Here is a 12,908-nt window from a genome sequence, read left to right on the forward strand (position 1 = left end):
TCAGCCGACGCGTCGATCGCGCCTTAGTCTTTCCTGCTCGAGCTTCGGACGATCAAAAGCCTGTGTGGCTGGTGGGGCAAAAAGCCTCGCGGTAGGAGCCGCCCAGAGAATGCAATCTGTAGTAATATTTCATCGTACTACACCCTGAGGGGCAATTCTTCTGAACGTATACTGAAACGAGAATTTTGGAAGCGACATCTTCGGCGCCCCTCTCCCCTAAAGCATTTGAGCAGGAGCAAGCGATGGGAACCGACGTGAATGTTCATCCCGGTCACGGCAAGGCCGGACGTCAACCGACGCGACAATTTCTGGATACGCTTTCCGGACACGACGATCCGGGCATGTTTGGCCGGATGTTTCCGACCCTGGAGCCGCTGGCTGTCGACGACGGTCCGCTGCGCGAGCTCGCCGACGCGATGAAGGATCCCGCCCCCGGCGACGCCGCGGGAAACAACCTCAATGTCCCCGCGGGTTTCACCTATCTCGGCCAATTCGTCGATCACGACATTACGCTCGATCTGACCTCCTTCGGCGAGAAGGAAGCCGATCCGACGGCGGTCACGAATTTCCGCACGCCCGCACTCGATCTCGACAGCGTCTATGGTCTCGGCCCCGACGGCAGCCGTCATCTCTACGCGCGCAATTCGGCCAGCGACAGCGGCAAGACACCGGGCCCCAAGCTGCTGATCGGCAAGACCGTCAACGTCGATGACATCACCGGCGATCATCGCAACGACCTGCCGCGCAATCCCGAGGGGTTTGCCCTGATCGGCGATCACCGCAACGACGAGAACCTGGTCGTCGCGCAAACCCACCTTGCGATGCTGAAGTTTCACAACAAGGTCTGCGATCAGCTCGCGGCGTCCGGCAAGCCGGCGGGCGAGATCTTCGAGGAAGCGCGCCGGATCGTGACCTGGCACTACCAATGGATGGTCCTGCACGATTTCGTGGAGCGGATCACCGAGAGGGGGCTCGTCGCCAAGATCCTCGAGCAGGGGCGGCGCTTCTACCGCTTCAAGAAGATCCCCTACATGCCCGTCGAGTTTTCGGGCGCCGTCTATCGTCTCGGCCACAGCATGGTGCGCCAGGTCTATAGCCACAACCGGATCTTCACGCCCGGTGGCCTCGCGCCGGCGACCCTGGACCTGCTGTTCAGGTTCACCGGGCTGTCGGGCGGCATCATCGGCGATCTGGCACCAAACCCGATTCAGCCACCGCTCCCGCTTCCGGTGCTTTCGAGCAACTGGATCATCGACTGGCGGCGCTACTATAAGCTGTTGCCGAACAATCCTGCGGGCGTGGGGTTCAATCCCTCCCGCAAGATCGACCCGTTCATCGTGCCGCAACTCCATACCCTGCCTGGTGACGGCGGCAGCCTGCCGTTCCGCAACCTCAAGCGCGGCGTGTTGCTGGGATTGCCGTCCGGGCAGGACGTCGCCAAGGCCATGAAGATCAAGAATCCGCTGACGCCGGAGGAAATCTCGAAGGGGAGCGACGGCGCCGTGGCGAAGAAGCATGGCCTGCACCAGCACACCCCGCTCTGGTACTACATCCTCAAGGAGGCGGAGCAGCGTGGCGACGGCGAAAGGCTCGGCCCGGTCGGCGCGACCCTGCTTGCCGAGGTCTTCGTCGGCCTCGTCCATGGCGACCACCAGTCGTATCTCTGGCTCAAGGGCAAGACCTGGAAGCCGACGCTGCCGTCGCAAGTGCCGGGCGAATTCACGATGGCCGACCTGCTGCGTTTCGTCGGGGATATCAGCCCGATCGACGGCATCTCGACCGTCTAGACCAGACGCCCGCCAGCGTTGCAGACGATGGGCCGGACCGGCGCGCATCGCGCGCCGGTCTGGACGTTTGCAACAATGCTCAGGGCTTGAACACGTAGCCCGGCGTGATCGCCGCCGTCTCCGGGATCGGCGGCAGGTCGGCGAACAGCTGAGGACGGTCTTTCATGACCTTGAGAATGTGCTTCGGCTCGATATGCGCATTGACGTCGAAGGTCGATTTGAGGATGCCGAGCCGGGTGAGCCGGTCCTGGGCGCTCCACAGCGCGCGGTAGTTGTTCGCCGACAGCCGGCGGTCCGCCTGCTGGATGTTGAACTGCATCGCGGCCTCCGCGACCTCCTGCTTCAGGCCTGGAATCCAGCGCGTGGCGACTTGTGCCGCCAGCTTCGGGTTCTTGCGCATCCATTGGTCGGCCTCGGAGACGGCGGCGAGGAATTTCTCGATGGTCTCGCCGTTGGCCTGCACCCATGGGCGCAACGCGACGTTGAAGCCGATATAGGAGATCACGTCGCCGCCCCGAATGATCTCGACGGCGCCCGGCACGTCCTTGCCCGCGACGATCGGCCAGGGGTCCCAGCCCGAGAACGCGTCGATGCCCTTGGCGAGCAGGGCGACGGTCATGTCCGGGGGCGGGGTGTTGACCAATGTTACGTCGTCGGGTTTCAGTCCGGCCTTCTCCAGCGTCGCCAGGATATAGAGATGGTTGATCGTGCCGAACGACGCCGCGATCTTCTTGCCCTTCAACGTCGACAGGTCGCCCTTGACGATGCCCGAGCCTTCGCGCGCGATGATCGCCATCGTGGCATCGGAGCCGGCCTTGGTGGCGTTGCCGCTGTAATTGCCCAGCGCGACGAGGTCCATGCCGCGCAGCACCGCGCCGATCATGGGTACGCCGACCTGCACGATCTCGCTCTCGCCGGCCTGCAACGCGTTCAGCGCGTCGACACCGGTGGCGTAGGGGCGTGCGATCGTGACGTCGAGCCCGTACTTCTCGAAGAAGCCGCGCTCGAGCGCGATAGGCAGGCCAATCTGGTCGATGCCAGTGACCATGCCGGCCTTGAGTTTCGTCAGGGTTTGGGCGCTTGCCGGCACCATGCCGGCGAGAAGCGCCAATCCAAGCAGCAAGAGTCGTTTCATAGTCTCAGCCTCCCTCTTTTATCGGCCCCACCGCCGTCACCCAATAGGGCCGGGCCACGGCATTGAGGTCCGTTCTTTTGACACCGCGCAGCTCGATCGAATGCTCGTCCGTGCCCGAGACGCGTCCGTATTGCTGGAAGGCGAGCACGTGGAAACGCTCCGGCGTGAACGGCAGCTCGATCTGCACGTTCACCTTTTCCGACGTGCCCGTGAGCTGCGGCGAGATCTTTCCGGGCGCCGCGATGGTCAGCCAGAGCTGAAACAGCGCCCATGCCGCAATTGCGCCGAGCGCGATGCGCAGCTTGGGTGATCGCAGGGCTTCGGAGGCGATGCTCATGCTGCGCGCACCATCTGCAGCACGCGCGCCGAGAGCTGCTTGAACTCATCATCCCTGACGAGATCGTCCCAGATGCGAGGACGCGGCAGGTCGACCGCGACCTGATCGAGCACGCGTCCCTTCGACAGCACGACCACGCGATTGGCGAGAAACACCGCTTCCGACACGTCATGAGTGATGAAGATCACCGTCGGCTTGCGCTCCTGCCAGATGCGGGTCAGTTCCTCCTGGAGCGTCATGCGCGTCTGCGCGTCGACGCTGGCGAACGGCTCGTCCATCAAGAGGACGTCGGGGTTGTTGGCGAGTGCGCGCACCACGCCGACGCGCTGCTGCATGCCCCCGGAAAGCTCGTTGGGATAGCGGTGCGCCGCATGCGAGAGCCCGGCAAGCGCGAGATATTCATGCGCGATGCGGTCGCGCTCGGCCTTCGGCACGCCGCGCATCTTCGGCCCGAAGCCGACATTGTCGAGCACGGTCTTCCAGGGAAACAGCGCGAACGACTGGAACACGACGCCCCGCTCGGGGCCGGGCCCGTGCACCGGCTTGCCGTCGAGCAGGATGTCCCCCTTCGAATAGGGAATGAAGCCGGCGATCATGTTCAGGATCGTCGTCTTGCCGCAGCCGGAGGGGCCGACCACCGAGATGAACTCGCCGGGCTCGACGTCCAGTGAGACGTCGTGGACGGCGGTGACATGCGCGCCTGCATAAGGGTCGAAATAGGTCTTGCCGAGATTGCGCAGGGAGAGCGTCTTCATGATGTCACCAATCCCCAACGCTGGCCGGTCGCACGCTCGAGCGGGGCGAGAATCCAGGCGTCCACGATGTACCAGAGCAGTCCGAGAATGATCATGCCGAGGATGATCTCGACGGTCGACCCGGCGCGGCGCGCATCGAACATCATGAAGCCGATGCCCGACGTGCCGACGATCATCTCGACCGCGATCAGCGCGCGCCAGCCGTAGCCGAGTCCGTTGCGCAGGCCGGTGATGATGTTGGGCAGGGCGCCCGGCAGCGTCACCTCCCACAGCACGCGCGCCCGCGAAGCCCCGAGGCTCAAGGCGGCGCGTGACAGATCGCGCGGTACCGATTCGACGCCGAGCACGGTGTTGAGCACGACGGGGAACAGCACGGTGTAGACGATGACGAAGGTCATCGTCGTCAGACCGAAGCCGAACCAGATCAGAAGGATCGGCAGCCAGGCGATGTCGCCGATGGCCTGGAAGAACAGCAGCACCGGCCAGCAGATGCGATGCGCCCAGCGGCTGGTGCCGATCAGGATGCCCAAGGGTATGCCGAGCGCCATGCCGACCGCGGCGCCGGTCGCGAGCCGGATCAGGCTGTCCTGGAGATAGTCGGGCAGGATGCCCTTGTAGGTCAGCGTGAAGAATGCGCGGATGACGTCGGCCGGGCCGGGGAAGAACGCGCGTGGAAACAGCCCGGCCTCGCTGACCGCGGTCCACAGCGCCAGCACCGGGATGAAGGGAATGATCGCGGCGATGCCCGGCCAGCGCCGGGTCAGGCGGGCATAGCCGGCCCAGATTTGCAGCAGGACGTTCATGCGCGCCTCACCATGCCCCAGCGCTCGATGGTCGCGCGTTCCAGCGGGACCAGCAGCAAACGGTCGATCAGAAGCCAGAGCACGCCGATCACGATCATGCCGAACACGATCACCTCGGTGCGGTAGAAATCGCGCGCGACGAACAGCATGTAGCCGAGCCCGACATTGGTCGCGATCATCTCCGCGGCGATCAGGCCGCGCCAGGCAAAGCCCAGGCCGGTGCGAATGCCGGTGACGATATTGGGCAGCGCGCCCGGCAGCAGTACTTCGGTCAGCAGCGCCCAGCGGCCGGCGCCGAGCGAGGCGGCAGCGTTGCGCAGCGTGTGCGGGATGGTCCTGACGCCGAGAAGCGTGTTGTAGGCGACGACGAAGAATACGGCGTTGAAGATCACGAAGACGATCGCGCCGAAACCGTAACCGAACCACAGCGTCGCGATCGGGATCCAGGCAATGCCGGCGAGCACCGAGAAGAACCGGAACAGCGGCGTGAGAAAGGCCGCGACCGTCGGGCTGACGCCCATGGCGATACCGAGCGGCACCGCGGTGGCGATGCCGATTAGGGTCCCCAGGCCGACGCGCAAGAGGCTGGCGCCGACATGGGCGAACAACGTGCCGTCCCGGATCGAGTCAAGCGCGGCGGTGCCGACCGCGCCGACCGAGGGAAACACGCGCGGATTGACGTTGAACAGCGGGATCACGGCGGCCCAGACCGCGACCAGCGCAAGCAGCGGCGCGACGAACATTGCAGCGCCGGCCAGCGAGTTGACGCTGCGCATCAGCCGCGACGATCGGCCTTTCAGACTGCCCGTCAGCTGCATTCGACCTCCCTGACGCTCAGCTATGCCTGTACCGGCATTTCCCACTGATCATTGCTGGTATCGTAGCCGCGTCTCGCGCAATCGCATATCTGTATCGGTTGCGACCCTCCTCGCGATCCGCGCCGAGCGGGGATCCGGGCCGAGCCCCTCATGTCACGGTGCATGGCGCTTTCTCTTGCGGTTGAGGCTCGGCTTCCTGACGGCGCGCAGGGTCGATCCGTCCGCCTTGCGAGCCGCCGCGGCGATAATGGTCTTTCGGTTCGACAGCTTCGATCGGGTGTAGCCCAGCAGCCGTTCCATCGCGGCGCGCGCCTTCTCCGGGTTGCCGCTCTCGATGGCCCGCGCCGCCGTGACGTGGTTCGGCAGATTGTCCTTGAACCAGCCGCCGGGGCCGCCGACGGCAACGGTGAAGACGGTGCCCAGAATGGTATCGATCGCCCCGCGAAAGCCCTGGAGGACCGGATTGTGGGTCGCGTCCAGGATGGCGAGATGGAAAGCCTTGTCGGCAGCGAGGGCGCTGGCCTGGTCCTTTGCAGTCTGCATCGCCGCCAGGGCCGTGTCGATCCGCCAGCGGTCGTTCCTTGTTGCACGCTCGGCCGCAAGCGCTGCGGCAGCGGGCTCGATGATCGAGCGCACCTCCTGGATTGCCAGCAGAAGGTCCCGATCCGGCTCGTCCTGACCGACCAGCCAGCTTAGCACGTCGCGGTCGAGCAGGCTCCATTCGTGGCGCGGCAGCACGTGCGTGCCGTGGCGCGGCCGCACGCTGACCAGACCTTTGGCGGCGAGCGTCTTGATGGCTTCGCGCACCACGCCGCGCCCGACTCCGAAGCGGGCTTCGAGCTCAGGTTCCGGCGGCAGGGCTGTCCCGACCGGAATGAGATCCTGCGCGATCTCCCGGCCGAGCGTCGTCAGCACGGCGCGAATGCGGCCGGGCTTGATCGGCTTGTCGACGGGGCTCGGGCGCGCTCTTGCCACTCGTACGTTTCTCCCGTCCGGCCTGTCGCGGCTGGTTCGTTTGTAATTGGCTGCCACGCCCCGGCAGCTGCAATCATCGGATGTTTAACATCGGATGAATGGATGAGGGCAAGCGCAATTGTCGCAGCACACCCCGTGTTGCGTTGCGATATGCGCGTGGACCGCGGATCAAAGCGTCTCCTCCAGCGTGCAGGTCACAGTGCAGACGACGCCGCGCGGCAGGGGCAAGCCCCCGTGATCCGCTGCACCTCGGCATCGAGCACCATGCGCATGCTACGCACCGTTTCCAGCAAACGGCGCGCAGCCTCGCTGCGATCCTGATGGTAGTTGTAATAGGCAAGGCCCACCGCGAAAACGATCAGCGGTAGCGTCGTTCCGGCGACAAGGAGGCGAGCCGAACGGGCAGGGTAAGCTTTGGCGAACGCAGGCGTCCCGGTTCCAGCGCGGCAGCACCGGACAATGATTTTGAAGAGACCATAGGCGCAGGAATTGTGCTGCGCCACGAATTTTCGCCGTCCGTCCAGCGCGCTCCTGATCGCCGGAGACCTCGCGCCTCCGCCGCATACCGAAGCGGCGAGTTGCAGTGCAGCAGGCGTTTACGTGCAGTCCTGCGACGAAGGGGTAGCTCCAGCCCACGCGAAATGACTTCCGTCCCGCCGAGGTTTTTCATACGCTTGCCTCTCGCAAGCCGCATAACGGCTGCGCTCACGGCCCGGCGACAGGGCCGGAGCATCAAAGGGAGGGGAGACGATGAAGCGAAGGTCATTTCTCGCTGGGATCGGTGCAACCACTGCGGCAGCTGCCATCGGCATGCCGTCGATCCTGAGGGCGCAAGCCCCGATCACACTGAACGGTGCCGTGCAGTTCAATGACGACCATGCCTTCAATCGGGCCCTGCTGCGGTTCGAGGAGCTGGTGAAGAAATATTACGGCAAGCCCGTCAACTTCACCCTGCACAGGAACTCCTCGCTCGGCCTCGAGAAGCAGTATTTCGAGTACATGTCGCAAGGCAAGGCAGTCGATTACGGCATCGTCTCGCCGGCTCACATGTCGACCTTCGCCAAGGCCGCCCCGTTCATCGATGCGCCCTTCGTGTTCAAGGGCATCGAGCACATGAACAAGGTGGTCGAAGCCAATATCCTGGCGCCAGTCGCCGACGAGGTCGCGGCCAAGGCGGACGTGGTTCTGATCGGTTATGCCGGCGGCGGCATCCGCAACATCTTCGCCAACAAGCCGCTCAAGAACCTCGCCGACCTCAAGGGCCTCAAGGTGCGCGTGCAGGGCGCGCCGATCTGGTCGAAGACCTTTGCGGCCGTTGGCATGAGCCCCACGGTGATCGCCTATAACGAAGTCTACAACGCGATCCAGAACGGGGTGATATCAGCCGGCGAGAACGAAGCGGCCGGCGTCGAGGCGATGAAGTTCTATGAAGTGGCGCCGCATCTCAACCTGACCCAGCACGCCGTGTCGATCCGGCCGATCTGCTTTTCCGTCAAGACGCTGAAGACCCTGCCGAAGGATCTGCAGGACGCGATCATGAAAGCGGGCAAGGAGGCCGGCGATTACGGCCGCCAGCTCGAGTCGAGCGAGGAGGTCGTCAAGCTCGACACGCTGGAGAAGGCCGGCAAGCTCAAGCGCGTTCCGTTCGAGGAGCGGGACGCCATGAAGAAGCTCGCCGACCCCGTGATGGCCACCTACGCCAAGGAGATCGGCGCGGAGGGCATTTTCGAGAAGATCAACGTCGTCTGAGGCCGCCCTGTCCGCCGACAGCATTCCGGGCAGGCCCCGCTTCCTGCCCGGACATGGCGGATGAGCGCCGTACGGAGCTCCAATGTCCGAAATGCACGTCCCGTCCACACCGTCGCTGTGGCGTCGCGTCACCGCGGCCTATGCGAAATTGTTGGAATTCCTGCTTGCCGCCTGCGTCGGCATCCTGGTCATCCCCGTCACATTGCAGATCGTCTCGCGCTACACGCCGTTCATTCCCTCCTACATCTGGACCGAGGAGATGGCGCGATTCCTGTTCATCTGGACGATCATGATCGGCGCCATGGTCGGCATCCGCGAGGCTCAGCATTTCGAGGTCGACGTGTGGCCCGATTTGTCGCGGCGGTCGGAGGCCGCAGTGCGGATCCTCGCGCGGCTCGGCGTGCTGGCACTGGCCCTCGTGTTCGTGTCGGCCGGCATCGAATTCACACGCTTCGCCTGGAACAGGACGTCGGAGCTGGCCGATCTGCCGCTCTGGCTGATCCACGTCGCCTGGCCGGTGGCCGGCGTGACATGGATTGTGTTTGCGGGCGAACAGATGCTCGATGAACTGCGCGTTCTGGTCGGGGCACAGCAATGAACGGCACCGTACTTTCTGCCGGACAGGCCGCCATGGTGCTGTTCGGGGTCTTCGTCGGCCTGCTGATCGTGCGGGTGCCGGTCGCCTTCGCGCTGGGTCTTGCCTGCGTGCCGATCCTTCTGATCGAGCCGCGCCTGTCGCTGATGACGCTCGCGCAGGAGACTTTCAACGCATACAACTCGTTCATCCTGCTCGCGGTGCCGTTCTTTCTGTTGACGGCGAACCTGATGAGTATAGGCGGTATCACGGATCGCCTGGTGGCGCTGTCGCGCTCGATGGTCGGGCACTGGCCGGGGTCGCTGGCGCAGATCAACGTCGTGCTGTCGGTGTTCTTTGCCGGCATCTCCGGCTCCTCCACTGCGGATGCGGCGAGCCAATCGAAGATCTTCATCGATGCGCAGACCAAGGAGGGCTACGATCTCTCGTTTTCCATTGCCATCACGGCGGCCTCCGCGGTTCTTGCGGTCGTCATTCCGCCCTCGATCCTGATGATCGTGTGGGGCGGTCTGATCTCGACCTCGATAGCGGCGATGTATCTGGCCGGTATCGTGCCCGGGCTGCTGATCGCGGGCGCGCAGATGGCGACGGTGCACGTCTATGCGGTGCGCCGCGGCTACCCGACCTATCCGAAGTCGACCTGGGTCGACATGCGATGCGCCATCTGGCGGTCGATACCGGCGCTGATGACGCCGTTCATCATCGTCGGCGGCATTCTGCTCGGCTGGTTCACCGCGACGGAATCCGCCTGCGTTGCCGTGCTCTATTCCGTCGTGCTCTCGGCGTTCTTCTACCGCGAGACGGGAATCCGCGAATTGTACAGAGCCTTGCTCGACACTGGGCGCCTCGCCGGCGTAGCGCTGTTCTGCGTCGGCACCGCCAGTGCGTTCGGCTGGCTGCTGGCCTATTACAAGATCCCGCAAGAACTGCTGGCGAACGTTTCGACATGGGGCATGGGTCCCGTCGCGGCCGGCTTCTTCATCGCCTTCTGCTTTCTGGTGGTGGGCTGCTTTCTCGACGCCATCCCCGCGATCATCATCGTCGGCACCGTGCTGGAGCCGCTCGCCAGGTCCGTCGATCTGCATCCGGTCCAGTTCGCGATCATCTCCATCGTCTCGCTGGCCTTCGGATTGGTGACGCCGCCCTACGGCCTCTGTCTGATGATCGCCTGTTCGATCGCGGGCGTGCGGCTGCGCTATGCCCTGAAGGACACGGTCATCATGCTGATCCCGATGCTACTCGTGCTGGCGGCGGTGATCATTTGGCCCAGCGTGTCGCTGTTCCTGCCGCGCCTGATCGTGCCGGAAATGCTCAAGTGACCGCCTGATAGGAGGACCCCGCAGCCGGGCAGGGCTATCGCATCTGAGGGATTTTCCCCGTGGCCATCCTTCGAGACGCCCGCTTTAGGCGGGCTCCTCAGGATGAGGACGAAGTGTGCGGCAGCAGTCGAAACGGGCACTGACGCCGATTAGCCTCATCCTGAGGAGGCGCGTAAGCGCCGTCTCGAAGGACGAGGCGTGCTCGCAGGCCGCCGCAGCGAGTCATATGCGATCGTGCTGCCGCGGCCGACGGCCGCGGGTTCGTCGCGGTGGGCTACAGATTGCTTTCAGTGATCGCGGCGTAGATCATGCTGCGCAGCTCGCGGCGGATCGGATAGGCGCTCGACGGCAGCACTTGCGTCATGAAGATCGCGATCAGGTCCTCGGCCGGATCGATCCAGAACGAGGTCGTGGCGGCGCCGCCCCAATTGTATTCGCCGGGGCTGCCGGCGATCAATGTCTCGGCCGGGCGCATGGTCACGGCGAAGCCGAGACCGAAGCCGATGCCGTTATAGGTCGCTTCCGAGAACAGCGAGCGCGAGACGTCCGGCAGCGCACGGCCGCCCGGAATGTGGTTGGTGGTCATCAGCGCCAGCGTCTTCGGCCCGATCAGCCTGACGCCGCCGAGCTCGCCGCCATTGAGCAGCGCACGGCAGAAGGTCAGATAGTCGGCAACGGTCGAGCACAGCCCGCCGCCGCCGGAGATGAACGAGGGCGGCGACAGGAACGAGCTCGTTGCCGGGTCGTCCTGGAGCGTCAGCCCCTCGCGGCGCTGGCCCGCATGGAAGGTCATGCCGCCGCCGGGATCGGCGGAATAGCAGGCGGCGAAGCGATGCGCCTTCGAGGCCGGGACGTGGAAGTCGGTGTCGGTCATGCCGAGTGGATCGAGGATGCGCTGTTTCAGGAACTGCTCGAACGGCATGCCGGAGATCTTGCCGACGAGATAGCCGATCACGTCGGTCGCAACGGAGTAATTCCAGGACTCGCCCGGCGAAAACTCCAGCGGGATCTTGGCCAGGCCCTCGACCATGGTCTGGAGTGTGCCTGATTTTTCGACCTCGCCGATCTTTTCACTGCGGTAGGCGGCATCGACGTTGGAGCGTTGCTGGAAGCCATAGGTTAGGCCGGAGGTGTGGCGCAAGAGGTCGACGATCAGCATCGGCCGCGACGGCGGCCGGGTCAGGAACGCCGGATAGGTGCCGGCGACGAACACGCCGAGGTCCTTCCACTCCGGAATATATTTCGCGACGGGCTCGTCGATGGCGACGAGGCCTTCCTCGACCAGCATCATGAAGGCGACGCTGGTGAGCGGCTTGGTCATGGAATAGATGCGATAGATCGTATCGTCCTTCACCGGCACCTTGCGCTCGACATCGGCAAAGCCCTGCACCGAGCTGTGCGCGACCTTGCCGCGGCGGTAGACCAGAAGATGCGTGCCCGGGAAACGCCCGGCATCGATGTACCGGCGCTTGAGATGCGCATCGACGCGGTCGAGCGCGGCCTTGGACATGCCGACGGATTCGGGCGAAGCGGGGGTGGGGGCGAGCATCAGTTCCTCCGGGGCGTTTTGTCGGAAAGTTGATACCGAAATGACGGCCGCATTCCAAGCCGGTTGCGCTTAACGAGGCCGGGCCGGCTGGTGTAGACTCGGGCTCGGAACGCAAGGAGCCCGCCGGGGCCAACGAGAAGAACGCGAGGGCAAACGCACCATGACTCAGTTCACCGAGACCGAACTCACCGAAGCCGTCGTCAGGAGCTTCGACCACACGCCCGACACGCGCGCGAAATTTCTGCTGCAGGAATTGGTGAGGTCGCTGCACGATTACGTGAGCAAGACTGGTCTCACCTTCGCGGAATGGGAATATGCCATCGATTTCCTGACCCGGACCGGGCAGAAATGCACCGACACCCGCCAGGAATTCATCCTCTTGTCCGACGTGCTCGGCGTCTCCATGTTGGTCGACGCCGTCAATCACAGGGATCGCGACGGTGCCACGGAGACCACAGTGCTCGGCCCGTTCTATGTCGGCGAGCACAAGGTGACTGCGCACGGCACCGACATCTCGCCGAACAACCAGACCGGCGAGCGGATGTTCGTGCAGAGCCGCGTCACCGACCTCGAGGGCAAGCCGCTCGCCGGCGTTCCCGTCGACGTCTGGCACGCCGATGACGACGGCTTCTACGATTCCCAGAAGCCGAACTACGATGAGGTCGGCGCCTCGGCGCGGGCGCGCTTCATCACCGATGACGATGGCCGCTTCTTCTTCCGCACCATCCTGCCGTGCAGCTATCCGATCCCGACCGATGGTCCGGTCGGCGAGATGATCGTGCAGACCGGCCGCCACCCGATGCGCCCGGCGCATGTGCACTTCCTGGTCAATGCCAGAGGCTATGAGCCGCTGATCACGCACGTCTTCATGGACGGTGACAAATATCTCGACTCCGACGTGGTGTTCGGCGTGAAGGACGACCTCGTCGCCAAGGTCGAGCCGCGCAACGACCTTGAGATGCCCGACGGCACCAAGGCGAACGGGCGGTGGCATTTGATGACTTACGAATTCCACCTCAAGCCGGGCGGCGGCATGGCACCGAAGCCGCTCGGGATGAAGGCGACCGAGCCGGCGTGAGGATGCGA

General features: G+C 64.4%; 12 protein-coding genes and 1 pseudogene. 5 read left to right on the forward strand and 8 right to left on the reverse strand.

What is annotated here, in order from left to right:
• Positions 1-242: 242 nt before the first annotated feature.
• A complete protein-coding gene (locus I6F36_RS15650) occupies positions 243-1,787 on the forward strand; it encodes a heme peroxidase family protein (RefSeq protein WP_225171715.1) in 1,545 nt (514 codons plus the stop codon).
• Between the two features lie 79 nt (positions 1,788-1,866).
• Here I6F36_RS15650 and I6F36_RS15655 read toward each other — a convergent pair whose 3' ends face one another.
• From I6F36_RS15655 to I6F36_RS15685, 7 genes and pseudogenes are all read right to left on the reverse strand, one after another.
• Positions 1,867-2,922: an ABC transporter substrate-binding protein gene (locus tag I6F36_RS15655; protein WP_036004511.1), complete on the reverse strand. Its 1,056-nt coding sequence runs from the start codon at positions 2,920-2,922 to the stop codon at positions 1,867-1,869.
• A 4-nt stretch (positions 2,923-2,926) separates the two neighbouring features.
• Positions 2,927-3,259 carry a hypothetical protein gene (locus tag I6F36_RS15660; protein ID WP_036025891.1) on the reverse strand — a complete coding sequence of 111 codons (333 nt, stop codon included), beginning with the start codon at positions 3,257-3,259 and terminating at the stop codon, positions 2,927-2,929.
• On the reverse strand, positions 3,256-4,014 hold the full coding sequence (locus I6F36_RS15665) for an ABC transporter ATP-binding protein (RefSeq protein ID WP_225171716.1): 759 nt from the start codon (positions 4,012-4,014) through the stop codon (positions 3,256-3,258). Before I6F36_RS15665 ends, I6F36_RS15660 begins: the two co-directional genes overlap by 4 nt.
• Positions 4,011-4,817, reverse strand: a complete 807-nt coding sequence (locus tag I6F36_RS15670) for an ABC transporter permease (RefSeq protein ID WP_036004520.1) — start codon at positions 4,815-4,817, stop codon at positions 4,011-4,013. The genes I6F36_RS15665 and I6F36_RS15670 overlap by 4 nt, the downstream gene beginning before the upstream one ends.
• The gene (locus tag I6F36_RS15675) at positions 4,814-5,635 is read right to left on the reverse strand and encodes an ABC transporter permease (protein ID WP_225127429.1); all 822 of its coding nucleotides are present in this window, start codon (positions 5,633-5,635) and stop codon (positions 4,814-4,816) included. The genes I6F36_RS15670 and I6F36_RS15675 overlap by 4 nt, the downstream gene beginning before the upstream one ends.
• A 153-nt stretch (positions 5,636-5,788) precedes the next feature.
• Positions 5,789-6,610 (reverse strand): FadR/GntR family transcriptional regulator, encoded by an 822-nt coding sequence (locus I6F36_RS15680; protein ID WP_036004523.1) that lies wholly within the window; start codon positions 6,608-6,610, stop codon positions 5,789-5,791.
• Positions 6,611-6,840: 230 nt separating this feature from the next.
• Positions 6,841-7,088, reverse strand: a pseudogene (locus tag I6F36_RS15685) (hypothetical protein); the annotation flags it as partial.
• A 272-nt stretch (positions 7,089-7,360) separates the two neighbouring features.
• Here I6F36_RS15685 and I6F36_RS15690 point away from each other — a divergent pair.
• From I6F36_RS15690 to I6F36_RS15700, 3 genes are all read left to right on the forward strand, one after another.
• Positions 7,361-8,359 (forward strand): TRAP transporter substrate-binding protein, encoded by a 999-nt coding sequence (locus I6F36_RS15690; RefSeq protein WP_036004529.1) that lies wholly within the window; start codon positions 7,361-7,363, stop codon positions 8,357-8,359.
• 82 nt (positions 8,360-8,441) lie between these two features.
• The gene (locus I6F36_RS15695; RefSeq protein WP_057026775.1) at positions 8,442-8,957 is read left to right on the forward strand and encodes a TRAP transporter small permease; all 516 of its coding nucleotides are present in this window, start codon (positions 8,442-8,444) and stop codon (positions 8,955-8,957) included.
• Entirely contained in the window at positions 8,954-10,273 is a 1,320-nt protein-coding gene (locus I6F36_RS15700) for a TRAP transporter large permease (RefSeq protein WP_036004535.1), read from the forward strand. The genes I6F36_RS15695 and I6F36_RS15700 overlap by 4 nt, the downstream gene beginning before the upstream one ends.
• A 274-nt stretch (positions 10,274-10,547) precedes the next feature.
• Here I6F36_RS15700 and I6F36_RS15705 read toward each other — a convergent pair whose 3' ends face one another.
• Complete coding sequence (locus I6F36_RS15705; protein ID WP_225127423.1) at positions 10,548-11,822, reverse strand: serine hydrolase; 1,275 nt, start codon at positions 11,820-11,822, stop codon at positions 10,548-10,550.
• 160 nt (positions 11,823-11,982) lie between these two features.
• Here I6F36_RS15705 and I6F36_RS15710 point away from each other — a divergent pair, with 160 nt between their 5' ends.
• The gene (locus I6F36_RS15710; protein ID WP_225171717.1) at positions 11,983-12,900 is read left to right on the forward strand and encodes an intradiol ring-cleavage dioxygenase; all 918 of its coding nucleotides are present in this window, start codon (positions 11,983-11,985) and stop codon (positions 12,898-12,900) included.
• Positions 12,901-12,908 lie beyond the last annotated feature (8 nt).

Origin of the sequence: Bradyrhizobium sp. BRP19, from assembly GCF_020194195.1 — a bacterium.
Lineage (GTDB): Bacteria > Pseudomonadota > Alphaproteobacteria > Rhizobiales > Xanthobacteraceae > Bradyrhizobium > Bradyrhizobium yuanmingense.

Excerpts from the sequence above, each read along its gene's own strand:
- I6F36_RS15650 (WP_225171715.1), top strand. The coding sequence starts at position 243 with ATGGGAACCGACGTGAATGTTCATCCCGGTCACGGCAAGGCCGGACGT.
- I6F36_RS15655 (WP_036004511.1), bottom strand. The coding sequence starts at position 2,922 with ATGAAACGACTCTTGCTGCTTGGATTGGCGCTTCTCGCCGGCATGGTG.
- I6F36_RS15660 (WP_036025891.1), bottom strand. The coding sequence starts at position 3,259 with ATGAGCATCGCCTCCGAAGCCCTGCGATCACCCAAGCTGCGCATCGCG.
- I6F36_RS15665 (WP_225171716.1), bottom strand. The coding sequence starts at position 4,014 with ATGAAGACGCTCTCCCTGCGCAATCTCGGCAAGACCTATTTCGACCCT.
- I6F36_RS15670 (WP_036004520.1), bottom strand. The coding sequence starts at position 4,817 with ATGAACGTCCTGCTGCAAATCTGGGCCGGCTATGCCCGCCTGACCCGG.
- I6F36_RS15675 (WP_225127429.1), bottom strand. The coding sequence starts at position 5,635 with ATGCAGCTGACGGGCAGTCTGAAAGGCCGATCGTCGCGGCTGATGCGC.
- I6F36_RS15690 (WP_036004529.1), top strand. The coding sequence starts at position 7,361 with ATGAAGCGAAGGTCATTTCTCGCTGGGATCGGTGCAACCACTGCGGCA.
- I6F36_RS15695 (WP_057026775.1), top strand. The coding sequence starts at position 8,442 with ATGTCCGAAATGCACGTCCCGTCCACACCGTCGCTGTGGCGTCGCGTC.
- I6F36_RS15700 (WP_036004535.1), top strand. The coding sequence starts at position 8,954 with ATGAACGGCACCGTACTTTCTGCCGGACAGGCCGCCATGGTGCTGTTC.
- I6F36_RS15705 (WP_225127423.1), bottom strand. The coding sequence starts at position 11,822 with ATGCTCGCCCCCACCCCCGCTTCGCCCGAATCCGTCGGCATGTCCAAG.
- I6F36_RS15710 (WP_225171717.1), top strand. The coding sequence starts at position 11,983 with ATGACTCAGTTCACCGAGACCGAACTCACCGAAGCCGTCGTCAGGAGC.